Here is a 22,964-nt window from a genome sequence, read left to right as displayed (position 1 = left end):
CGACGGGTGCGGAGTAAGCACTCGGGCCGCCGATTTAATGAAAATCCCGACTGCGCGCGGCCAGCCCACCCAACAAGGGCGAGAGGTCTACCAACCGTTGCGCGATCAGGTGGCGTATTCCTTCGATGTTTTGCCAAGTGCCGTATACCCCTAGCAGGGTCGCTCCGAGCAATTCCCGGCGTTGACGTTCCATGAGCTCGCTGCGGACGACGACATTAACGGACCCGGTTTCGTCTTCCAACGTGATGAACACGGTGCCTTTGGCGGTTTGCGGGCGTTGTCGCATGGTGACGAGTCCGCAGGCACGTGCCAGGCGTCGGTCCGGATAACGATTGAGCACCTCCGCAGGCTGAAATCGCATCGTTTGCAGACGAGGTCGCAATAACGCAACGGGATGGCTGCGCAAGGTCAAGCGCAAGCTGCGGTAATCCTCAATAATCGATTCGCCTTCGGTAGGGGCGGACAAAGTGGGTGATTCGGGATCAGCAGGATCCGCATGGCGCAGCAGATCCCGACTGGCCACGCTGGCGCTGGCCTCCCATCTGGCGAGTCTGCGATGGCCCGCGAGGCGATGCAACGCATCGGCGGCCGCCAGGGCGTCGAGTTCATGGCGATTGAGTTCAGCGCGACGGGCCAGGTCCCGGGTGTGCGTGAAAGGATGTGTCGCGCGAGCCTGTTCGATACGTAGTGCGGCGGCTTCTGATAGGCCCTGGATCTGGTTCAGACCCAGGCGTACAGCGGGGCGAGGACAGGCCGGTAGCGTCTCGAGCGAGGCTTCCCAGTGGCTGACCGTGACATCAGTGGGCAGCACGTGCACCCCATGGCGGCGCGCATCCTGGATTAACTGCGCAGGGGCATAAAAACCCATAGGCTGGGAGTTCAGCAAAGCCGCCAGAAAAGCCTCGGGCTCGTGGTATTTCAGCCAGGCGCTGTCATAAGCAAGCAGCGCGAAACTGGCGGCGTGGCTTTCGGGAAAACCATATTCTCCGAAACCTTCGATCTGACGAATGATGGCCGTGGCGAATGCCTCGGTGTAGCCATTTTTCAGCAGACCCGTGACGAGTTTTTCATTGAACTTGTCGATACCGCCCTTGCGTTTCCAGGAGGCCATGGAGCGCCGCAACTGATCGGCCTCGCCAGCGGTAAAGTCGGCCGCGACCATCGCGATCTGCATGACCTGTTCCTGAAAAATAGGTACGCCCTTCGTGCGCTTCAATACCCCGCGCACGGCCTCGCTGGGATAGGTTTCAGCCTCTTTTTTTTGGCGCCGCCTGAGATACGGATGCACCATGCCACCCTGAATCGGGCCGGGCCGCACAATGGCGACCTGTACCACCAGATCATAGTATTCGCGTGGCCTGAGTCGCGGCAACATGCTCATTTGTGCGCGCGATTCGATCTGAAAAACGCCGATGGTATCGGCCGCGCAAATCATGTCATAAGTGGCGGGGTCTTCTTTAGGGATGTCGAGCAAAGACCAGGGCTGCCTTCGGCGCTGACTGACAAAATCCAGCGCACGACGCAAGACGGATAGCATGCCAAGCGCCAATACATCGACTTTTAAAAGGCCCAGCGTATCGAGATCGTCCTTGTCCCATTGCACGACACTGCGATCTGGCATCGCGGCATTCTCGATGGGGACCAGACGAGCCAGATTGCCGCGTGAAATCACAAAGCCACCAGGGTGTTGGGAAAGGTGGCGAGGAAAGTTGATCAAGGTTTCGGCGAGGATGGCCCAGTGCCGTGCGACGGTTGACTCGGGATCCAGGCCGCAGGCGCCCAAGGTGCGCAACATGGTTTTTTTTCCATCCCACCATTGATGCGCGCGGGCCACGGCATCGATGATGCTTTGATCGATGCCCAATGCGCGGCCGGTGTCGCGCAGGACGCTGCGGGGTCGATAAGAGATGACGACGCCCGTCAGGGCGGCGCGGCGGCGTCCGTATTTACGGTAGATGTACTGGATGACTTCTTCACGGCGTTGATGTTCGAAATCGACATCAATGTCCGGAGGCTCGTTGCGTTCTTTGCTGATAAAGCGCTCGAACAAGGACTGGCTGCGTTGCGGGTCGACGGCGGTAATGCCCAGGCAATAGCACACGACGGAATTGGCGGCCGATCCGCGTCCCTGACACAGGATGTTTTCACGGCGCGCATATTGCACGATGTCGTAGACGGTCAGGAAATAAGCTTCGTATTCCAGCTCGGCGATCAGTGCGAGTTCTTTTTCGATTTGTTGATGAATCGCCGGTGGAATACCGTCGCGAAAGCGATGCGCCGCGCCAGCATAAACCTCGCGCCGCAGATAGGTGGTGGGGGTTTCGCCGGCCGGGATGATTTCGTCGGGGTATTCGTAGCGCAGAGTGCGTAGTGAAAAAGAACAGCGCTGTGCGATGGCCAGGGTTTGCGCCAGCGCCTCGGGGGGATAGAGCGACGCAAGGCGCAAGCGACTGCGCAGATGTTGCTCGGCATTGACCTGCAGGTCGTAGCCGCATTGCGAGACGGCGCGTTTGCTGCGGATGGCCGTCAGCGTATCGTGCAGCGGTTTGCGCGAACGTCGATGCATCTGCACATGACCCAGCGCGGTGACGGGCAGTCCCGTGAGTTGTGCCGCCTGTTGTACGGCAGTGCGGTGCAGGTCATCGCGAGCATGATGCAGTAGGGTCAGCCCGATCCAGGCGCGGCCCGGAAAAGTCCGCGCCAGCCAATGAGCGTGTTCCGCGAGCGTCGTAGCGGACATCCCATGAGGAGGAGCCAGGATTGCCAGGCAATCGGGCAGGTTGCGTAGATGTGCATAAGTCGGATCGGGAGTGGTGATGTCATCGAGATACAGCCGGTAATCGCCCTTTGGGGCGCGTGAGCGGCCTAGCGTAATCAGCTCGGATAAATTGCCGTAGCCTTCGCGGGTTTGGGCCAGGAGTACGAGCGACAGGGGCGGAGCATCGGCAGAGGATGGCGCTGTGTGTAAACACAGCGTGCTGCCGACGATGAGCGGGAGCTTTTGTTTTTCGGCTTCGGCGAGTGCTCGCACGACGCCCGCCAGCGAACACTCATCGGTGATGGCGATCGCCGCATAACCGAGTTGCGCGGCCTGTACGACGAGCTCTTCGGGATGCGAGGCGCCTTGTAGAAACGAAAAATTCGACAGGCATTGCAGCTCTGCATAGGCGGGCAAGCCAGGCAGGGATGCGGGCCGTGTCATGGCGGTGAGCGGGATATCAGGCATAGCGTCCGTGCAAAAACCAACGGGCGTGTTCGGTATCGCGTTCGCGATAGATCCAGTAGCGGGCGGCTGCCGCGTCCTCGGCGACAAAGTAGTCGCGCACCGTCAGCGCGGCATCCCACCATCCGCTTTCGATGCGTTCGGGGCCGCGTATCAGGCGCAGGGGCTGGCCTGCATAGACGGGACGATGCTGCTGGACTTGCAGCGGAACGGGGGGATCCAGCAACCAAAAGGGGCGATCCATCAGCGTGAACGGGTCATGATGGCTGAGATCGCGGGGGGGCCGGGACGGGACGTCCTGCGCAGCGCCCCAGTGGTTGGCTACCTCGGGGCGGTGATCGGCGATGGGTTGGGCTTGCAAGACGCGTTCGCGCCCCAGGCGGGCGCTAAGCAGATCCAGCAAGCGGGCGTGCTCGGTGGGCGAGCCACCTGGCTCGGGAAACAGGCTGGTGCTGGCCGCAGGCTGTTCGACGGTGTCGTCGACGTGCAGGGCCAGTGCAATCGCGGGGGCCTCGAGCGGCAGGCGGCCGAGTTTTTCACGCAGCAAACTCAGGAGGTGCGAGGGCTGCCAGGCTGGTTGGGCCAGATGGATGGGCAGGCGGGTCGGTGCGCGCGCGTGCCGGCCTCGTTCGTGCTCGAGTACCAGCGTGAAATGTTGAACCGCCAGGCGTCGGGCGGTCAGCCAGCCGCATAGGGGTTCGAGCAGGCGTTGCGCCCAGGCCAGGATGGCTTCGGCATGCGCGATGTAATCGGGCAACTCCAGGCGTTGCTGAAAACGCGCCGGCGGCTGGAGCCAGGCATGACATTCCGGCGCGATGCCATAGGCCGCGTCGAGCGAGCGGGGGAGCTCGGTGCCGCAGCGGCGTTGCAGGCCTGCGCGCGGCAGATGGCGCAGGTCGCTCAGGGTGCGGCATCCAATGCCGTGCAACCAGTCCAGGCGAGCCTGGGCGCTGGGCAGCAGGGCGCAAGGTATTGCATCAAGCACAGTGGTCATCGTGTCGATCTGCAAGACACGGCGTCGTGATCGAGCGCAAGATTGATGCGCGAGCAGCCAGGCTCCCTGAGCGGTGGGCGCCATGCCTGACCCAATATGCAGGCCCATGGCCTGTAACGTGGCAGTGATGCGTCGATGCAACTGACGAGGCCCCCCAAAATACGCCAGACTGGCGCCGACCTGTAGTAACAGCGTGTCGGGCTCGGCGATCGCGATGTCCGGCGTGTATTGCAGCAAGGCCAGCGCGGTTTCGTGCAGGAGATGTTGTTCGGCCACGAGATCCCGTGCGAGCAAAGGAACGTCGGGCGCGATCGCGGCGGCCCCGGCACGACGCATGCCCGCCTGGATGCCTGCCTTTGCCGCCGCTGGGGTCAGCGCGGCAATACGCGCCTGATCCAGGACGGCAAAGGCCGCATCACGAGACCAATGCGGGCGTGCGGCGTCGAGTGGCAGACAGCGCAGGAAGGCGGCGATCCAGAGGGGCATGATCAGGAGAAACAGTCTCGCGCGTACGGGCGGGCTCGAAATCTAGAAATAAGGGTTGCGTACAGGCCGGGCCACGCCGTTTCAGGATGTGCACAGACAAGCCGCCGGACGCGGGAGAGAGCGCCAGCCGCAGTGGGGCCGGAGACGCCTGCTGCGCGACCGTCGCGGGCCGTAGCACAAAGCACAGCGTGTCGGCCATCTGGGCCGCCAGATGCAGGCGGCGCAGGGATTCCGGGCGTACGTGAGGCAACCAGCACAGCAGCGCCCCGCAACTACCGTGTTTCAGGATTTGCTCGGTGGCCCACAAGGCATCAAGCGGACGTTCGGGCGCTACCCAGAGCAATTGACCTGGATTCAGGCGCCAGCCTTGCCAGCAGGCCAGGTGCGGGACGTGGGGCGGTTGCACCAGGGCGATGGGGTGACGGCTGTCGAGCTGGGCCAGCGCGGGTTGCAGCAGGCGGATTTCCCCAATGCCGGCGTGTGGCATCAGTAATTCAATCAAGGCGCCCGCGGGCCAACCGCCATCCGGTAACTGGGCGGACAGCGCCGCATAGCCTGTAGGAATGCCACGGCGGGCACTGCGCGCCAATTGGGTGGCACGCCATAGGGCGGGGTGGATGAGTTCTGGGGACAGCATGATTAATCTCTATTTACTGTACAAATATACAGTATTTTGGATGGGGATTTACAATGACGATTTGGGGGTACGATTGCGCCCCGATATGCCGGAGTCCCCGATGACAGACCTTGCCACCCTTGAATTTCTGCCCGACGAGGGCACCGAGATCAAGCAACTCTTTATCCTGCTGCACGGCGTGGGCGGCACACCGCACACGCTGGCGTCGCTGATTCAGGCATTGCGTACAGCGTTTCCGGCCTCCGCGATTCTGGCGCCGGCGGGTTTTGAACGCTATGACGGCGGAGGAAATGGGCGTCAATGGTTCTCGGTGCGCGGCGTCGACGAAGACAACCGCGCCGAGCGGGTGGCCCAGGCATTGCCGCCGCTAGTCGATTACGTGCGGGCGGCACAGGCCAGGTTTGGCCTATTACAGTCCGACACCGCATTAGCCGGTTTTTCCCAGGGCGCGATCATGGCGCTCGAGGCGGTACAAGCGCATGATGGTCTGGCCGGGCGTGTTCTGGCATTTTCGGGCCGCTATGCGCGGTTACCCAAAGTACCGCCGCAATACACCACCATCCACCTGTTGCACGGGGCGAATGATACGGTGATGAATGTGACGTATGCGCAAACCGCACAGGCCTGGCTTGACTCTCTGCATGGCGATTGCACCATCGACGTAGCGAATCACGTCGGGCACGAGTTGCATCCGGCCTTGGTGCAGTGTGCGATCGAACGCCTGCAAACCTGTGTCCCGCTGCGCAGTTGGGAAGCCGCGCTGGGGTTGAATCAGGCGCCGTCAAAAGGCGAGACGCTGCATTGATTCGTCATGCTTGAGTCAGGCGTCTAATGCGAGTTGAAGAAGCGCATCGCGCAATGCGTCGGTGGCCCGATAGAGGGGGACATGGCCCTTAAGCAGGACTTGTGCTGACCTTCTGTATGCGACTTTCGAGATTTTTAGCGTTTTACCATCACGTTGTGCGACAACGGTGGCATCGAGCGTGCCAGCCGGATTTTCGATGCTGATCACGGCATTGCAAGTTTGATCCGCTACCGTTGGTAAGCCTGTTGCGACTTCGGCGGCCACGCTGCCTTTAATCAAGCAGGCTGCGGCCAAGCAACAGCCTCCTGATACGGCCATCGAAGCATGCCCCGTCTGAGGAGTGAAGTACCTCGTCGACAAGGTGCCGCCATTCGCTGGTGATCCGACGATGCATACTTTGGGAATGGTTTCGCTAGCCGCGATGTCTGTCTCACTCATCAGAGTGCCGTCGCGGCGACGCAACTGCATCAGCATGCCAGCTTGAATCCAGACATGCCGCAATCGCGCCATGAAAGTGGGATCGCTCTCCAACTCGTCAATGGATTCGTGTGCGGTTTTTCCTAGGCCGCTTGCCTTGATGATGACCATGGGTACCGCAACATCGACGCACGAGACTGGAATACCATCTATGACATTGACAGGGCTGCCAGTCGGCAATAGTCTGCCTGTTTTCGATCCGACGGGCTCATGCAAGAACAAGTCAACAGACGGATATTGCCCATATACCCCAGGAATTTCGGTATGGACGAGTGCTCCACTTTCATCTCTTAAGAGCCGCCCCGTGGAGATCACGCCGGTATTCGTATTGCGGATCTCCAGTTCGTCATCGACATCGGCAAGCGCGACAAGGCCACTGTCCAGCAGCCATAATGGCAGTGCAGAACTCATGTTGCCGCAATTGACGCTCCAGTCGATCCGCGAATGTGTGGCTGCCAACTGCGCCAATGTGCTGACTAGCCGTTGACGGCCGTTGGACTGCTCCAGGCTGACGAAGAAGACTTTGTTGCTGGTCGCGGGGCCTCGTCCCAGGCCCGTAATCTGCCGATTGGCGGATAGGGACCCAGATAAGGGAACCCCCATGAGATGCCTGAGCAGTTCCTCGCGCAGCGCTTCATCTTTTGGCGCAAAGGCGTTCCAAATGACCAGGCCAGTGGAGGTTCCACCTCGCATGTGATGTACCGGAAATTCAACGATGCCGGTAGCAGTCTGGAGTCGAGGTCTATCGAGTAACAGGATCGGGTCAGTTGTCATTTGAATGGCCTGCACCTAATGGGGCGTTGCTCGAGCGGAAGACGTTTTGCAGAAGCTCTCGAGTATGGACGGGTCAACGGATCTCGACCGTATAGTGAAACCGGTCACTTGGCACATAAGAGATGCGCCATTCAATCACGTCGCCGTTGAGGTCACGCATGGCACGTTGAATGCGCATGCATGCCGACCCGGCAGGAATATTGAACAACGCTGCGTCAGTGTCGGGCATGTGGTCCATTGCGAGCTCATCTAGTGCGCGGACTGCGCGAACGCCGCAGATTTCGTCATAGACGGGATAGAGCAGGGGAGGCGACTCTTTCTGAAGGTGGGCGATGAGCTTGGAAAACAGCTTATGGGAAAGCCATATATGTTCCGCCAGAATCACCTCGTCCTCATCCAGCCGTATCCGGTGCATATAAATAGTCTTTGCTCCGGTTTTGATATCAAGTTTTTCGGCAATCTGCGCATCAGCCTCTTGCACCGTCAACGTCAGGATTTTGGCGCGGGGTATTCGGCTCTGGCTTGGATTCGTGAATCGAACAAAGCGCAACATTGAATTGCGTTCATAGGCGCTGGTGATGAAGGTCCCTTTGCCTTGCTTTCGTTCAAGCACACCCTCATGCACCAATCCTTGAATGACTTTGCGCATGGTGCCGACCGAAACGGAAAACTCCTCTGCGAGCCGGTCTTCGCCGGGTAGCGCTTCTCCTGATTTCCATACGCGATCGGCGATACGGCCCATCAGCTTGTCACGAATTTGGATATGCAGGGGCAGGCGAGGATCGATCATGGGCCTTTCTCAGTGCAGAGCATGCTGCAGTCGGTGTGTCTCAAAAAAGTGTAACACACCTATGCCTAAATACTTGTGTATATCTATACTCCTGTATAGAAGTTGAATTGGCGAGACGATTTATCCATTACTACCCATACAGGAATAACAATGATTGACTGTGTTAAACGACGGGCCATGCTCGGGACATTGGCTTGCGCCTCATTCTTTACGGCGCTCCCGGCGCATGCTCAGTCCGGATTTCCGGAAAAGACGGTAACGGTAGTCGTCCCCTTTGCACCCGGAGGTAGCTTCGATGTCATTGCGCGTCAGCTCGCTGTCGGGCTCGGGAAAGTCTGGAAGCAGCCGGTCGTGATCGACAATCGCTCGGGTGCTGGCGGCAACCTTGGGGCGCAGGCCGTGATCAAGGCGAAACCTGATGGCTACACGCTATTGTTCTGGGGCGATGGTGTATTGACCAATCCCTTGCTCTATTCTGACCCCCCATTCGATGCGATTCGCGATATTGCTGGCGTAGCCTTGGTGGCCACAACACCACAGGTATTGGTGAGTAACTCCCAGTCGTCAATCAAAACCATGTCTGATGTGGTCAAGTCGACGCAACCGTTGAACTACGGCACGGCCGGCAACGGAACACCTGGCCATCTGGCGGCGGAGTTGATGCGGCGAGAGGGGGCTAATCAACTGTCGCATATTCCGTATCGCGGCGGTAGCCCTGCGTTGACGGATCTATTGGGTGGCCAAATACAGTTGGTGTCGACTGGCCTTCCTGCGACGCTGCCGTTCATACGCAGCGGCAGAGTGCATCCTATTGCCGTGACATCGAAAGAACGGCTTGAGATCCTGCCCGATGTTTCAACTGTAGGCGAGACGATCAAAGGCTATGAGGTCGACACGTGGTTTGGCATGATGGCGCCGCAAGGCACGCCTCTAGAGATTCGTACAAAGATCGCATCGGACATCAAACAGATACTCGCTTCACCGCAATTGAAGAAGCAACTCGCGGAAGGAGGCTTCCTGGTCCGGACAAGTACACCGACCGAGTTGGAACAGAAGATGGTCGAAGACCTGGCCTTCTGGAAGGAGCAGGTCACGAAGTCGGGGGCGCGCGCAGAATGATTCACCCCATTGTCGGCGGAGAGTGTGATCGGGTCGTTGTGGAGGACGGTTGTCGGATTGCCGTACATACCCTGCGCACCGGTGGTGCGACGATTCCCATACTTTTTATACACGCGCTTGCCATGACCGGAGAAATGTGGCGTCGTGTTGCACAGCAATTGAACGTGGATGCGTCGCTTTATGCGATCGATTGTCGAGGCCATGGGGAATCAGACCGCGCGGCGGGGCCCTATACCACTGAGCGCTTTGCGAAAGACATTGGTGACGTGTTGGACCATCTGCATGCGCAAAAAGTGCATCTGATCGGATGTTCGATGGGGGGGACGGTCGCATTGGCATTTGCGGGACGGCATCCCGAGCGGGTCGCCAGCATGACGATTATCGATTCGACGGCATGTTATGGCGAAAACGCGCATCTTGTCTGGGATGAGAGAGCGTTGCGGCCTCGACAAGAGGGCTTTCAGGCCATGGTGCCATTTCAGGTCAGCCGCTGGTTTTCGGAGGCGTTTGCCGAACAAGAACCAGACCTCGTCCAGGAAGCCGTGAGAGTCTTTCTGGTGAACGACGCCGATGCCTATGCCGAGACGTGTCGGATGTTAGGCCGCGCTGATGAGCGGCATCGCTTATCACAGTACACAGGGCCTGTTTCGGTAGTCGTAGGAGAGGAAGACTATGCCACTCCAGTGGCCATGGCGAGGGAGCTGGTCAGTCTATTAACGCAAGCCAAATTGACCATCCTGCCAAAGCGGCGGCATTACACACCCATTGAATGCCCAGAAGAAGTGGCTTTGGCAATACACGCCACCATACTGCGTGGCTAAGAAATAAACCAGGAGGAGACCACATGATTGATCGTCGGGGGTTCTTGACTACCGTTGCTGGCCTTGGTGCGGTAGCGGCTGGCGGTACGTTGCTTGGATGTGCGCACGTATCAAATGAAAAACAACGGGTTTTTGATGCGCACTGCCACATCATCGATCCTCGGTTTCCGCTCGTACCCAATCAGGGCTACGTTCCGCCGCATTACACAATCCCTCAGTATCGCGCTGATGTGGCTTCGCTGAATGTCGCAGCAGGCGCTGTGGTGTCGGGCTCGTTTCAGGGATTCGATCAGACTTATCTGGTTTCCACTTTGAAGCAGCTAGGGCCCGATTGGGTCGGTGTTGCACAAGTACCGTCGGATATTTCCGATGCAGAAATTCGACACCTGAGGGGCGCTGGGGTACGTGCTGTACGATTTAATTTGTATCGGGGAAAAGTCGATAGCATGAGTGAAGTGGTCACCTTCGCACAGCGCGTCTACGACATTGCTGGATGGCACGCCGAGCTCTATCTGGACGCAGCCAAAATGCGATCCCATTTACCACAATTGGCAAAACTGCCTCAGATCGTCATCGATCATTTGGGGATGACAGAGGAGGGAGTGCCGGTCTTGCTAGATCTGGTCGATGCGGGCGCCAAGATCAAAGCAACGGGATTCGGCCGCGTTAGCATGAATGTGCCGATGGCTCTTGAACGCATTGCACAGCGGAATCCCAATGCATTGATGTTTGGTACAGACCTGCCGTCGACCAGAGCGAAGCGACCTTTCCACTCCACGGATCTCGATCTGGTCCGTCGTGTCTTGGGGAAAGAAAATGCCCGCAAGGCGCTATGGGATAACGCTTACGAACTATATCGACCAGGAACGAGACTGGCATAACATCCGTCAAATGCAAGTGCCTAAGCCTCTTTCGTTTAGCGGTGTGCTGGCTGGGCGATAGGCATTTTGCCTATCGCTTGGCCGGTCTCCGGCTGATCCTGCCACCCACCACCCAACGCCAGGAACAAATCGATCTGGTTACCGCTCAACGCCGCCTGCGAGGCGGCCAGCGCGCTTTCATCCGTGGCGAGCGTACGCTGCGCATCCAGCACGTTCAGATAATCCGTTTTACCCGCATGGAATAACTGCTCGGCCTGCTTGGCCGCGATCGCGCTTTGGTTGCGCGCCTCTTCCAGTGCCGCATTCCTGTCGAGCTGCCGTGCATACGATACCAGCGCACTCTCGGTTTCACGCAAGGCGTTCAACACCGTTTGATCAAAGCTGGCCAGGGCGGAACTCGCCACGGCCTTGGCCTGAGCAATCTGCGCCTGTGCCACACCCGTGTTGGGCACGGTCCAGGAAATCAGCGGGCCGACGCTCCAGCTATACGTGCCGCGTTCCCCAAAAATCGTCGCAGGCCCGCCCGATGCCCCAGACAGTCCCAACGAAATCGTGGGATACAACGACGCCGTGGCCACACCGATACGCGCCGTCGAGGCCGCCAGCGTGCGTTCCGCCTGGCGAATATCGGGACGGCGGCGCAACAGCGCGGCGCCATCTCCGACCGGGATCGTTTCGGTCAACCGAGGTGGCTTGTCACATGACAACAGCGTCGTCGGCATTTCCGCCGGTGTGCGGCCGGTCAACGCGGCCAGGCGATACAGCGCGGTGCGTTGACTTGCCTCAAAGGGTGGCAGATTCGCCTGCAACTGTTGCAGCTGGCTGCGCGCGCGCGTGACATCCAGCGCGGTGCCACGGCCGGCTTGCTGCAGGCGTTCCACCGCATCCAGCGAATCGCGCTGCACATTCACCGAATGACGCGCCGAGGCCAACTGCATACCAGCCGAGCAGATATCGGCATACGCACGCGCCGTTTCCGCCGCGACAGTGACGCGCGTGGCATCATAGGCGGCCTGAGCGGATTGCTCATCTCCCTCGGCGGCCTCGATAGCACGGCGGATCTGGCCAAACAAATCGAGTTGATAACCAATGCTGATGCCACCCGAATACGACCAACGGTTCATCGGCCGGGTGTCTGGCGACAATACCGACACTCCCGACGTATGCCCATAGGTCGGCGAGGCGTTCACCCCGATAGTGGGCTGTTGTGCGCCACGGGCTTCTTGGGTCACGGCCTGCGCGCGTTCCAGATTGGCCGTCGCCATGCGTAAACTGGTATTGGCCTGCAGGGCCTGACCGATCAACGCGTCCAGTGTCGGGTCTTGGTACAGCTGCCACCATGTACCGGGCACGCTGTTTTGCTGGAAAACCGCTTCATGAGACTGTTGAAAATCGCCCGCGGCGTCAGGGCGATTCACCGCGGCGTCCGCGGGGGCTTTGTAATCCGGGCCGACCGCCGCGCAGCCCGCCACCACGAGGGTGATGGCTAGCGCTAGCGGGCTTAAAACGCGAGAGGCAATCATTTCGAATGAACCTCCACGGTTGCGGTTTGGCCCGCCACCAAACGGACGCCATCAGGCACCTTGTCAATACGGATGCGCACGGGGATGCGCTGCGCGAGACGTACCCAATTAAAATTGGGATTCACGTTGGGCAGCAAGTTTTCCCCCAAGCTGCGATCGCGGTCCGCAATACCCATTGAGATGCTTTCCACGTGGCCGTTGATCTGACGGGATTCCCCCATCAGCGTGACGGTGGCGGAGTCGCCTTCGTGGATGTGCACCAGTTTGTTTTCCTCGAAATAGCCTTCGATGTAAAACGAGTTGGCATCCACGAGCGCCATGACGCCACGGCCGGCGGTCGCATAAGATCCCGCGCGCAAATCCAAATTGGTGACACGCCCGTCGACCATGGCCACCACGCGGCTACGCTCCAGATTCAGCTTGGCCGTATTGAGTTGGACCTCGGCCTCGGCCAATGCGGCTTCAGATTGTTGCAGACGCGCCTGACTTTGTTCGACGTCCTCGGTCGCGACCAATTTGCCGAGCGAGCGATTACGCTTGACGTCTCGCGCGGCCTGATCCCGGGCCACCTGCTGTGCGCGTACGGCGGCCTTGCCCTGATCCAACGCTAATTGGAAACGGGCGCGATCGATTTGAAACAGAACATCGCCTTTTTTGATGTCTTGATTATCATGAACAGGGACGGCGGTGACCAGGCCGGACACATCGGGCGCGACCTGCACAACGTATGCCTTGACGCGGCCATCACGTGTCCACGGGTCGATTTCGTAGTGGACCCATAACTGCCAGCCTGCATAGATGGCCGCGCACACGGCCAGCACCGTCACGGCAAACTTGCCGATACGACGAAGGCGCGGTGAATTGAGGATTTTCATGATGCTACTTCTTAAAGATATAAGGTGAAATCAGATACACGCCGTACAACAGGACGACATAGAGCGCCACATCGAACAGGGCCGGGTGCCAGACGATTCGATAAAAACCGATGCGCGCCAACACACGCCGTACGGCCCAGGCCACACCTAGCGTGATCATCCCCAGCACCAATGGCCAAGGGAAATAAATGCCGTAAAGATTAAATTCGCCGATCATGATGCATGGACCGGCAGCAAAATACCGGATTGATAGTCAGGGGCTTCGGGGAACAAGGCACGCCGGATTCCGACCAGCGCCACGACGGCGCGTTCACGTGCCACCAAGGTGCCGGGCGATGCTGTGGCGCGGGCCAAGGCTCGGTCAATGTTCTCGAGCAAGTTAGGAAAATCGGAGGGCTTGCGTTGCTGTGTCGCGCGTTGCCGGAAAAAATCCGCCAAGCCTTTCAATACCGGGCGTACCGTGGCGTCGATGGCGGGAAAAATACGGCGCGCGCGTTGCAGCTCGGCAATATCGTTGCCCACGCGCAAGTCTTTCAATGCGTCATCGGCCAAATGATCATCGGCTCGTTTGGCGAGAGACAAGCGAGGCTGCAGCATGCCGATACGGTCCAACATCCGGGACGCATAGTCCGAGCGTGACGGGACTTGGCTGGCACCCGCCAGCGCCGCCAGCTCTTTCCAGTTGGCGGCTTGGATTCGGCGCGCGCTGTGGTCCGCACTCATCGTGCGAAAGATCGCGGCAGTGATGGCCGCCGTTGTCACACCTATGATTTGCGCAGTCATCGTGTCGATAAACGACACCAGATCAGCCGTGTTCGTATCGTGCAGCGCGAGCGTGCCCAGAAAGCCAAATAGCAATGCCATGGCCTTAAGGGTATAAGCCGGACGGGCAATCAATACGCCAAGCACCAGAGAAACAGGCGCCATGGTCAGCACCAGCATTTCAAATGAGTGCACCGCTGGCAAGATTCCCAGTAAATACAGCGCTGAGATCGGTATCGAGTAAACGGTGTAAGTCAGAAACTGCATGATGCCGGGCAGGGGGTTGTCCTGCGCGGCGAAAAAACTGCTGAAAATCGCAGCCATCATGACGGCCGTCGAGCCGTTCGTCCACGATGTTTGAATCCAGAAAACGCAGCAGATTGATACGGCCAGGCCAGCGGCCAGCGCCGACCATAATGCCAAACCATGATCACGGTGCATGACAGCGCCGAACCTCAAGCGGGCAGGGCGGCCGGATTGGCGCGGCGTACCCGCCAGGCCATCACGAATGTCATGCCGCAGCGCCAGACAGCGATCATAGCCGTCGACCAGCTCACGTAAACGATTGACCAGACTGACCATCAGCACACCATGCCAATCGGCGGCAGGGTTGATCTCGGGGGCCAGCTCTGTCAACGCCTCGCGCAGTGTGTGAGCTTGCGTGCGTTCGGCCTTGGGCCCGGCATCGATCCACGCCGCGATATCTCGCAAAATAGTCTCGACGGTCTCCGGCAACGAGCGCCCGTCCTTTTGCAGCGCGTGCAAGCGGTCATCGACTGCCGACACTAGCGGCGTCAAGGCGGCGATTTGGTCTTGCATCGCGCGCACCGCGCTCGACGTCCAACGGATATTGCCCGTATCGAATGGCACATGAGTGGCGAGCATACGCAGTTGGGACAGATCCTCGGCCAGGACGCGGCGCTCTTTGCCGCGCGACACGGTCTCGCGATTGGTCAGAATATCGTGGACCCAGTTGCGCGCATCACGCATGGTGGCATCTAAACGTGCCATCAAGGGGCCGGCAATCCCGCGCGGGAAAATCAAACTATGTGCCAGCGTGGCACACACAATGCCTAAAGAAATTTCCTCGACCCGGGCCAAAGCCGTATCGAACACTGTCATGGGAGACGTCACGCTTGGAAAGCCGATCATGGCGGCGGTATAGCCTGCCAACATGAACAGATACGAGCGCGGCGTACGGTCCAGCACCGAGATATACAGGCACACGCCGATCCAGAGCGACATGGCCAGCACCATTAATACCGGCTGGTTAGCGAGGCGCGGCACCAGATACACCACGACGGCGCTGCCAAAAAAAGTGCCGCCCAGCCGGAAAACGGCCTTGGACCGCACGGCGCCGGCCCACGGCTGAGCCACGACATAAGCTGTCGTCATCGCCCAGAATGGGCGGGACAATCCGATGGAGTACGAAAGATAAAGCGCCGTAATGGCGCCTATGTAGCACTTGAGCGAGAAAAGAATCTCGTTGCCATCAGGAAACTTCATGGCCGTGGGTCTTCTTGAAGAGGGACTGCGTCATGACGGCCCAACGATGTTTTGAGGGTGTTGAAGACCCGCATGCAAGCCTGCAGATCGTCGTGGTTGATGTCTTTGAAAATTTTGCGGCGTAGTTTGATCAGCACCCCCTCGACTGTCTCGCGCAGGGCATGTCCATCTGGCGTCAAGTGGATCGTGCGAGCGCGGCGATCACCGGGGGCCTCGCGGCGTTCGATCAAGCCTGATGAAACGAGGTGATCCAGCACGCGAACCAGTGAAGGGCCTTCGACGCCGAGCGCCTCGGCCAGCGCGCCCTGGCGTACGCCATCGCCCAGACGGCCGACGAAGATGACAGGCCAGGCCGTCGCCTGCGACAGGCCGTATTCAGACAGCGCATCATCGGCCGCGCTACGGTAAGCGCGAGACAGCACCATCAGGCTCGCTGTGGTGGCCATGAGATCGAAATCAGAATGTGAAGGCATAGATCGATTGTAAGCTATTTAATAGCATCCTATCAATATGGGTAACGACTTTCAGGGATTGGCATCGTCAACCCGTCAGTGAAACGTGGTGTACGGGGTGGATATCGCGGTCATCGACTACGCAATCATCAGACAGCGGCTCAGGCTTGATCGCTGGCGATGATGATGAGTGCACGGGCCTTTTTGCGGCCCTCGGCACATAGGCTATGTGGCAGATAACCCGGAAAGCGCACGCTATCGTCGCGCTCCAGCAATACCGTGTGCTCGCCAAAATGCACCCGCACACGGCCCTCGAGCACGAAGATCAACTCATCGCCGCCATGATGGGCCACGGTCCGTTCGCCATGGGTACCGACTTCGACCACCATGACGGATAGACCGCTGTTGTTTGCGCCCGTCGTGATGGCTTCATAGGCATGTTCACCTGGCTCGTTGTCTGATGAACTGAGCCGGTGTCGTTCGCCCGCGCGCACGATATGGATTTCGTCTTTTGGATCGGCTTCGCCCAGCAGGGCGGAAAGTGGCGTCCCGAGCGCAGCCGCCACGGTATGCAGCGTACCGACTGAGCCGAATTTCTCGCCTCGCTCCAGCCGTGAAAGAAAACCCTTGTCCAGGCCGGTTTGCGCCGATAGCGCGGTCAACGTCAATTTATGTTTGCGGCGCGTCGCCCGTATGCGCAGGCCGACTTGTTGGGCATCGAGCGTCTGGGGGGCTAAAGGTGGTTGTTTGGATCGCATGGACAGACAGCGGATATCACGGACGAAAACCGGATGATGCCACTTTTTGAAGGGCCTCACAGTTTGAATGGGACCACAGGGCACGCCTGAGGGTTTTTCCCTGTTGCCTAAGCGGGCAATTATTTGTACTTTGGGCAACATGTTGTCCAATGGGCAAAAACAAGGCAAGAGAAGCAGCTTGCCGAAACGTATTACGCTGCAGGCGTGTGGGCCGATTTTCAGGACGGCTGCAATCTGCAGATATAGCGATAGAAAATGGGTATCACGATGTCAAATTACGCTTCGCAAGATAAAGAAGCCCTGCGCAACCGTGTCGATCGCGAGATCGATGAGCGGGCGGCTTCGACCACGAACTGGACCTCTGCGCAGAAAATGGCGCTAGCCTGCCGGATGCTGGCCGCACAGGGGCACTGGCACGGCGGCCTGGCGGGCCAGATCACCGCGCGAGGCGACGAGCCGGGCACGATCTGGACGCTGCCTTTTGGTATCGGCGCTGACGAAGCGCGTGCCAGCGAACTGATTTTGATCGACGAAGACATCAATGCGCTGGATGGCAAATCGCTGCCCAATCCGGCAAATCGTTTTCATGCCTGGATTTACAGGCATCGTCCCGAAGTGCAGTGCATTGTGCATACGCATCCTCCCGCCGTGTCGGCCTTGTCGATGGTGGGCGAGCCGTTGGTGGTGGCGCATATGGATGCCACACCGTTTTTTGACGATTGTGCCTATTTGGCGCAGTGGCCCGGCTTGCCGATTGGCGATGACGAAGGCGAAATCATTTCAGCCGCGTTGGGCAACAAGCGGGCCATTTTGCTGGCCAATCACGGCATGCTGACCGCGGGTAAATCCGTTGAGGAAGCCACGGTCATGGCGATATGGCTAGAGCAGGTGGCGGCGTTGCAGTTGCGTGCGCGAGCCATTGGGCCGGTTAATCCCGTCCCCAGTGAATTAGCGCGCGAGTCACATGATTTCCTGGTCAAGCCCAAGATTCTGGAACTGACGTTCTCTTACTTTGCCCGCCGCGCATTACGCGAGGCGCCTGACTGTATCGATTGAAAGGAGCTTTGCCATGCAACGCCGCCGTTTCCTTACTTTGGCAGGAGCGGGTGGGGCCCTGCTATCCGCGCCCGTCGTCGCGCAAGAGGCGCCCACCATTAATTGGCGCATGCCCAGTAGTTTTCCGCGGTCCCTGGATACGGTATGGGGCGCGGCCGAGTACCTGACTGAACGCGTGTCGGTATTGACCGACGGCAAGTTTACGATCCGACCGTTTTCCGCGGGAGAATTAGTGCCGCCGCTGCAAGTCCTGGACGCGGTGCAAAACGGCACGACAGAGTGTGGGCATACAGCGGGTTTTTATTATTTGGGTAAAGAACCCGCACTCGTTTTTGATACCGGCGTGCCGTTTGGGTTGACGCCGCGCCAGCATACGGCATGGCTGCTGCATGGCGGCGGCGGGGCATTGATGGACGATCTGTATGCCCGATTTAATGCGCTGTCGATTCCTTGCGGTAACACCGGGGCACAGATGGGCGGGTGGTTTCGCAAGGAGATCAAGTCGATAGACGATTTGAAAGGGCTACGGATTCGCACCCCCGGACTGCTGAGTATGGTGTACGAAAAGCTCGGCGCCATCCCTCAGCAAGTGGCGGGCAGCGACATCTACCCTTCGCTGGAAAAAGGCGCACTGGATGCTGTCGAGTTTGTCGGGCCCTATGACGACGAGAAACTGGGGTTCTCCAAGGTGGCCAGCTACTACTACGGCCCCGGTGTTTTAGAGCTCGGGGCAAGCCTGAGTTTGACGATCAACCAAGATAGCTGGGCGAAATTGCCCCCGCGCTATCAAGAGGCATTACGTGCCGCGTGCGCGACCGCCGCAGATGATTTGCTGGCCAAATACGATGCAAACAATATCGTGGCCCTCAAGCGCCTGGTGGGGCAGGGTGTCAAACTGAAAGCCTGGCCACCCGAAGTCATGCATGCGATGCAGAGCGCCACCAAGCAAGTGCTGGAGGACTACGCGGCAAAAAGCCCGTCGTTCGCCAAGATACTCGCATCATGGCGAGCCTTTCGCGCGGATCAGCTGCTATGGAACAGCGTCAATGATGGCGCCGCCGAAAACTATCTGATGGCTACGCGCGAAAACGGACTCTGAGAGAAGCACCATGGGGCGGGCTGATAAGCCTGCAACCCAATGGCGGACTCGGCCCTTGCCTGATCTGACGCGCGGCCTCAGCTCAAAAGGGTCGCTTTAGCTCTCAAAATCCGCCCAGCAATTGGGCGTTTCATACAAGCGCACACGCGCCAGGCGCAATTGTGTGCCGTAATGGCCGTGGTAGTGTGGCGCCAGTGTCTGAAAAATAACGCGTGCCAGGTTTTCTGCCGTAGGGATGCAATCCAGCACCACGGTTTTGTGGTTGGGTAACGTATCCAGAAATCCGCGCACGGCTGTGTCGTCGCGATACACCAGAAAAGCGTGATCCCACGGGTCGACGATATGCTGCTTGGCGATCGATTTGATCTCGGAAAAATCCATCACCATGCCGTTATCCGATGCGCCGGGGGCATCGACAACATCGCCGGTCAGGGTGAGCTCGAGCACATAACGATGCCCGTGCAGATTGCGGCATTGGCTGCGATGATCGGGGATGCGATGCCCGGCATCGAATTCCAGCTTGCGAGTCACGGAGATCATCGCAAACCTCGCAGGGCGTGAGGGGTCTTCATCAGGGGATGCCTATGTATTTATGCGTTTGCAGACTGAGCCGCCATTGCGGATGCTGCAGACAGTACTGTACGGCTTGTTCGGTGTTGGCCACGCGCGCTGGCCCGTCCATGGGTTGCAGGAAAAAGTGCTCAAAATCCAGGTGTGAGTAGGTCTCGGGCAGGGCATTGGTTTGCGGATAGACCAGCTTGAGCTCGTGGCCGTGTTCGATGACGACCGGCGCCGTACCCTTGGGGCTGACGCAGATCCAGTCAATGCCCGGGGGCGGGGGCAGCGTGCCATTGGTTTCGATGGCGACGGTGAATCCGTGCGCATGCACCGCTTGCAGTAATTCGGTGTCGAGTTGCAGCAGCGGCTCGCCACCCGTGAAGACGACATAGCGGTCCTGGGTGCCGGGTCCCCAGGTCGCCGCGATGGTGTCCGCCAGCAGGGTCGCCGTGGCAAATTTGCCTCCACCCGATCCATTCGTCCCGATAAAATCGGTATCACAGAATGTACAGGCGGCGCTCGCTCGGTCTGCCTCACGGCCCGACCATAAATTGCATCCCGCAAATCGGCAGAATACAGCGGCGCGGCCTGCTTGGGCGCCTTCGCCTTGCAGGGTTTTGAAGATTTCTTTGGCGGAATAGGTCATGCGGGGGGCGACAGTGTCGAATCGACTAGGTAAACCCGTCATTTTACGGGTTAGCGGTGTTAGGGGAAAAAATGAGCCTCGGTAACCGGTTTGGCGAGGGATTGTGAAGCATAATTCACAAAGTTTTCAGGCATTGAAGCGCTTTAGCGGCCTGGCGTAAACAGGCGATTCAGCTATGTATCACATTCAAGACGACCTCTATCTGGACGAACGCGATATCGAGTTCGGCATGATTCGCGCGCAGGGCGCGGGCGGACAGAACGTCAACAAGGTATCCAGCGCGGTGCATCTGCGATTTGATGTGCGCGCGTCCAGCTTGCCCGATCACATTAAAGACGCGTTGTGTGAGCTGGCCGACAGACGGGTGTCCAAAGACGGCATTATCGTGATCAAGGCGCAGGCGTTTCGCAGTCAGGAAAAAAACCGCGCCGAGGCCCTGGAGCGACTGGCGGAAATGGTGCGTACGGTAGCGCAACCCGTCAAGCTGCGGCGGCCGACACGGCCCACCCGCGCGTCGCAGCGCCGCCGCGTGCAAGGAAAGGTGCAGCATGGGGAGGTCAAGCGTTTGCGGGGAAAAGTGACGGACGGCTGAGCGTTCGCTCGTGCTTGCCAGGCAAACGCCAAGTCACATATCGCCACACCCTCGTGATCAAAGCGGCGTTCAAGCAGTTCGCCGCGCCCCGGCGGGCGAACGGGAACGAAACCCTATGCGGTGTTACCTACGATGACTATCACACTTTAAATAGAGATCGTCATGACGAGTTTCAATCCCGTTCGAGCCGCCTACAACTATGTTGTAGGGTTCAGTGATCAGCAAAATCAGGAGATAGCGGAGAAAATAAACGACGCTATATCGGAGCTGTTTAATAATAGTGCGAGCGACCTCAATGAGTTGTTTAAAAAGTTCCCCGATGAGGTGATCGCGGCGCTGAAACAGCGAGAAACTCCGCCACTGTGCGAAGCCGTGAAGAAGAACCTTGTACGCATGGTGCCGGAGTTACTGAAAATAATCCCGTCCGAGATCGATACCCCAAATAGCGAGGGGTTTACGCCGTCGATGCTTGCGGCCAAGCAAGGCAGCGACAGTCTCGTCCGGGCACTATTATCGGGTGGTGCGGATATGCAGAAGGTAGACGCCACAGGATGTACCGCGCTCATGTGGGCGGTCTTGAGCGGCATTGTGGAGCTGGTCCGATCCCTGTTGGGCGCGGGTGCGGGGGCCATTTCGAGTGTGGATGTACAAAATAAAGACGGGAACACCGCGCTGATGCTTGCCGTTATGAATATGAAGGAGAGCGGCAGCGACGATTTCTTGAAAGCCGAGATGACGGCAAGGGCGCTGCTTGACAGCGGAAAAGTGAATGTCACGCTGGCCAACAAAGCTGGAGACACGGCCTTGGGTCTGATGGCGAGCCAGCCGGCTTTTAGTAGACGTGTTGCCTACTCGCTTTACACGGAAGGGGCTGACCTAAGTGCGCAGAACCATAAGGGTCGCGCGCCGATAGTGCTGGCATCCCGGTCAGGTAACGCGGAAGCCGTGCGTTTCCTGATTGAGCACATGCAAAAAGAAGGTATCGATATCGATATGAAAGATAATCGGGGCCGTACCGCTCTGTATTATGCGACTGTCGACGGAAACGCGGATATTGCGAAACAACTGGTCCACGCTGGCGCTGATCTCCTGTCAATGGATGAGAAAGCGATCGGCGAATTGGGAAAGAGGGTTGGCGCTGATGAAATAGGTCGGCTCCAACGCGCAACGGACGGTAACGGACTGGGGGATAAAACCCCGAGTATCGACGCGTCGAACACCTAATTGATCCCCGCTGACGCGGCCCCTGCCAGGGGGCCGCAGGTACCGCATCATTTCAGCCGATCATGCGCCGCCGTTCTTTCGGACGCCTCCAGCGTGGCACGTTGCCATGCAAACGCCAAGTCACTATCCCCTATCACCACACCCTCGGGACTAAAGCGGCGTTCATGCAGTTCGCCACGGCCATCGGCGTGCAGGGCCAGCACGCTTGATGCGCGCGTGCCGTAGTTGGGACTGACGATAAAGGGACTGCTGAGCAGGCGTTCTCGTTCGAGCGGGATGCCGGTGTGGGGCAGCTCGTCGTCCGCCGCGGGCGTGCTATCGGCCAGGGCCTCGTAGAGGGCAGGTAAATTGGGCTGTGGCGAGGCTTGCAAGACGCGTTCGAATCCGGCCTTCAGGCGCATGAGCTTGGGCCAGGGCGTATCCAGCAAGTGATTCGACAGTGCGTAGATGCCGGGCGGCAGTGCGCGGGGCGCGCCATCGTAATTGCTCAGGTAGCCGGCGCTGGCCGTGTCGCCCACGATCAGGTTGAAACCGTTGTAGCGCGCCGCGCGGGTATGCACGTCTGCGAGATAGTCCGCCGGACGGGCGTCGCCGCGCAGATAGGCCTCGACCAGTGCGCCCCGCGACGGGGCATCGGTCAGCAGATTTTGCGGATCACGAAAATTGGTGACGAGGGCGTAACGGCCTCGCTCGTCCACGCCCATCCAGGTGCCGCCGGCGCGAAGATCTCGCCCCGCATAGAGTTGGGGCTTGCCGCCCGGCCAGACGGCCGCCGCCTGGGTGGGACGCTCATGAAACTCATCGCGGTTGGCCGCAATCAGGACGGGAACACCGGAAAGATGGTGTAAAGCGAGGACGGCGAGGCACATGGGGGCAATCGGTCTGGCGGTGAAGTGAATGAATGAT

The 22,964-nt window shown here is 59.0% G+C and carries 22 protein-coding genes; 8 read left to right on the top strand and 14 right to left on the bottom strand.

The window, feature by feature from the left end:
- Positions 1-34: 34 nt before the first annotated feature.
- Genes ACNAZS_RS04290 through imuA form a run of 3 tightly spaced genes read right to left on the bottom strand, consistent with a single transcriptional unit; the run spans position 35 to position 5,340 of the window.
- Positions 35-3,226 (bottom strand): error-prone DNA polymerase, encoded by a 3,192-nt coding sequence (locus ACNAZS_RS04290; RefSeq protein ID WP_415786478.1) that lies wholly within the window; start codon positions 3,224-3,226, stop codon positions 35-37.
- Positions 3,219-4,703, bottom strand: a complete 1,485-nt coding sequence (locus ACNAZS_RS04285) for a Y-family DNA polymerase (RefSeq protein WP_415786476.1) — start codon at positions 4,701-4,703, stop codon at positions 3,219-3,221. Before ACNAZS_RS04285 ends, ACNAZS_RS04290 begins: the two co-directional genes overlap by 8 nt.
- On the bottom strand, positions 4,633-5,340 hold the full coding sequence (gene imuA, locus ACNAZS_RS04280) for a translesion DNA synthesis-associated protein ImuA (protein WP_415786474.1): 708 nt from the start codon (positions 5,338-5,340) through the stop codon (positions 4,633-4,635). The genes ACNAZS_RS04285 and imuA overlap by 71 nt, the downstream gene beginning before the upstream one ends.
- Positions 5,341-5,440: 100 nt before the next feature.
- Here imuA and ypfH point away from each other — a divergent pair, with 100 nt between their 5' ends.
- A complete protein-coding gene (ypfH, locus tag ACNAZS_RS04275) occupies positions 5,441-6,145 on the top strand; it encodes an esterase (RefSeq protein WP_415786472.1) in 705 nt (234 codons plus the stop codon).
- A 15-nt stretch (positions 6,146-6,160) separates the two neighbouring features.
- Here the strand turns inward: ypfH and ACNAZS_RS04270 are convergent, their stop codons facing one another.
- A complete protein-coding gene (locus tag ACNAZS_RS04270) occupies positions 6,161-7,396 on the bottom strand; it encodes a PrpF domain-containing protein (RefSeq protein ID WP_415786470.1) in 1,236 nt (411 codons plus the stop codon).
- A gap of 73 nt (positions 7,397-7,469) precedes the next feature.
- On the bottom strand, positions 7,470-8,186 hold the full coding sequence (locus tag ACNAZS_RS04265; RefSeq protein ID WP_415786468.1) for a GntR family transcriptional regulator: 717 nt from the start codon (positions 8,184-8,186) through the stop codon (positions 7,470-7,472).
- Between the two features lie 150 nt (positions 8,187-8,336).
- Here ACNAZS_RS04265 and ACNAZS_RS04260 point away from each other — a divergent pair, with 150 nt between their 5' ends.
- Genes ACNAZS_RS04260 through ACNAZS_RS04250 form a run of 3 tightly spaced genes read left to right on the top strand, consistent with a single transcriptional unit; the run spans position 8,337 to position 11,007 of the window.
- Positions 8,337-9,305, top strand: coding sequence for a Bug family tripartite tricarboxylate transporter substrate binding protein (locus ACNAZS_RS04260; RefSeq protein ID WP_415786466.1), 969 nt, complete (start codon positions 8,337-8,339; stop codon positions 9,303-9,305).
- On the top strand, positions 9,302-10,126 hold the full coding sequence (locus ACNAZS_RS04255) for an alpha/beta fold hydrolase (protein ID WP_415786464.1): 825 nt from the start codon (positions 9,302-9,304) through the stop codon (positions 10,124-10,126). The genes ACNAZS_RS04260 and ACNAZS_RS04255 overlap by 4 nt, the downstream gene beginning before the upstream one ends.
- A gap of 23 nt (positions 10,127-10,149) precedes the next feature.
- Positions 10,150-11,007: an amidohydrolase family protein gene (locus ACNAZS_RS04250; RefSeq protein WP_415786462.1), complete on the top strand. Its 858-nt coding sequence runs from the start codon at positions 10,150-10,152 to the stop codon at positions 11,005-11,007.
- Positions 11,008-11,042: 35 nt separating this feature from the next.
- On the opposite strand, the gene ACNAZS_RS04245 is transcribed toward ACNAZS_RS04250, so the two are convergent.
- The 6 genes from ACNAZS_RS04245 to ACNAZS_RS04220 all read right to left on the bottom strand — a co-directional run bounded on the left by ACNAZS_RS04245 (position 11,043) and on the right by ACNAZS_RS04220 (position 16,883).
- On the bottom strand, positions 11,043-12,527 hold the full coding sequence (locus ACNAZS_RS04245) for an efflux transporter outer membrane subunit (protein WP_415787067.1): 1,485 nt from the start codon (positions 12,525-12,527) through the stop codon (positions 11,043-11,045).
- Positions 12,527-13,405, bottom strand: a complete 879-nt coding sequence (locus ACNAZS_RS04240; RefSeq protein WP_415786460.1) for an efflux RND transporter periplasmic adaptor subunit — start codon at positions 13,403-13,405, stop codon at positions 12,527-12,529. Before ACNAZS_RS04240 ends, ACNAZS_RS04245 begins: the two co-directional genes overlap by 1 nt.
- 4 nt (positions 13,406-13,409) lie before the next feature.
- Positions 13,410-13,622 carry a DUF1656 domain-containing protein gene (locus ACNAZS_RS04235; RefSeq protein WP_415786458.1) on the bottom strand — a complete coding sequence of 71 codons (213 nt, stop codon included), beginning with the start codon at positions 13,620-13,622 and terminating at the stop codon, positions 13,410-13,412.
- A complete protein-coding gene (locus ACNAZS_RS04230) occupies positions 13,619-15,673 on the bottom strand; it encodes an FUSC family protein (protein WP_415786456.1) in 2,055 nt (684 codons plus the stop codon). The genes ACNAZS_RS04235 and ACNAZS_RS04230 overlap by 4 nt, the downstream gene beginning before the upstream one ends.
- On the bottom strand, positions 15,670-16,146 hold the full coding sequence (locus ACNAZS_RS04225) for a MarR family winged helix-turn-helix transcriptional regulator (RefSeq protein WP_415786454.1): 477 nt from the start codon (positions 16,144-16,146) through the stop codon (positions 15,670-15,672). Before ACNAZS_RS04225 ends, ACNAZS_RS04230 begins: the two co-directional genes overlap by 4 nt.
- 140 nt (positions 16,147-16,286) lie before the next feature.
- Positions 16,287-16,883, bottom strand: a complete 597-nt coding sequence (locus tag ACNAZS_RS04220) for a helix-turn-helix domain-containing protein (protein WP_415786452.1) — start codon at positions 16,881-16,883, stop codon at positions 16,287-16,289.
- A 267-nt stretch (positions 16,884-17,150) separates the two neighbouring features.
- Between ACNAZS_RS04220 and ACNAZS_RS04215 the strand changes: the two genes are divergently transcribed.
- Both ACNAZS_RS04215 and ACNAZS_RS04210 read left to right on the top strand, forming a co-directional pair.
- Positions 17,151-17,939 carry an aldolase gene (locus tag ACNAZS_RS04215; RefSeq protein ID WP_415786450.1) on the top strand — a complete coding sequence of 263 codons (789 nt, stop codon included), beginning with the start codon at positions 17,151-17,153 and terminating at the stop codon, positions 17,937-17,939.
- A gap of 13 nt (positions 17,940-17,952) precedes the next feature.
- A complete protein-coding gene (locus ACNAZS_RS04210; protein ID WP_415786448.1) occupies positions 17,953-19,038 on the top strand; it encodes a TRAP transporter substrate-binding protein in 1,086 nt (361 codons plus the stop codon).
- 96 nt (positions 19,039-19,134) lie between these two features.
- On the opposite strand, the gene queD is transcribed toward ACNAZS_RS04210, so the two are convergent.
- Both queD and queE read right to left on the bottom strand, forming a co-directional pair.
- The gene (gene queD, locus ACNAZS_RS04205; protein WP_415786446.1) at positions 19,135-19,578 is read right to left on the bottom strand and encodes a 6-carboxytetrahydropterin synthase QueD; all 444 of its coding nucleotides are present in this window, start codon (positions 19,576-19,578) and stop codon (positions 19,135-19,137) included.
- Between the two features lie 31 nt (positions 19,579-19,609).
- Positions 19,610-20,242: a 7-carboxy-7-deazaguanine synthase gene (gene queE, locus ACNAZS_RS04200; protein ID WP_415786444.1), complete on the bottom strand. Its 633-nt coding sequence runs from the start codon at positions 20,240-20,242 to the stop codon at positions 19,610-19,612.
- 175 nt (positions 20,243-20,417) lie between these two features.
- On the opposite strand from queE, the gene arfB reads away from it, so the two are divergent.
- Positions 20,418-20,834, top strand: a complete 417-nt coding sequence (gene arfB / locus ACNAZS_RS04195) for an alternative ribosome rescue aminoacyl-tRNA hydrolase ArfB (RefSeq protein WP_415786442.1) — start codon at positions 20,418-20,420, stop codon at positions 20,832-20,834.
- Positions 20,835-20,996: 162 nt separating this feature from the next.
- Positions 20,997-22,058: an ankyrin repeat domain-containing protein gene (locus ACNAZS_RS04190; protein WP_415786440.1), complete on the top strand. Its 1,062-nt coding sequence runs from the start codon at positions 20,997-20,999 to the stop codon at positions 22,056-22,058.
- Between the two features lie 47 nt (positions 22,059-22,105).
- On the opposite strand, the gene ACNAZS_RS04185 is transcribed toward ACNAZS_RS04190, so the two are convergent.
- A complete protein-coding gene (locus ACNAZS_RS04185; protein WP_415786438.1) occupies positions 22,106-22,927 on the bottom strand; it encodes an NRDE family protein in 822 nt (273 codons plus the stop codon).
- Positions 22,928-22,964 lie beyond the last annotated feature (37 nt).

This window comes from Bordetella tumulicola (assembly GCF_965138755.1).
GTDB lineage: Bacteria > Pseudomonadota > Gammaproteobacteria > Burkholderiales > Burkholderiaceae_B > Bordetella_A > Bordetella_A tumulicola.
Note: the sequence above shows the minus strand (reverse complement) of the source record. Positions and strands in the feature narration are given on the sequence as shown.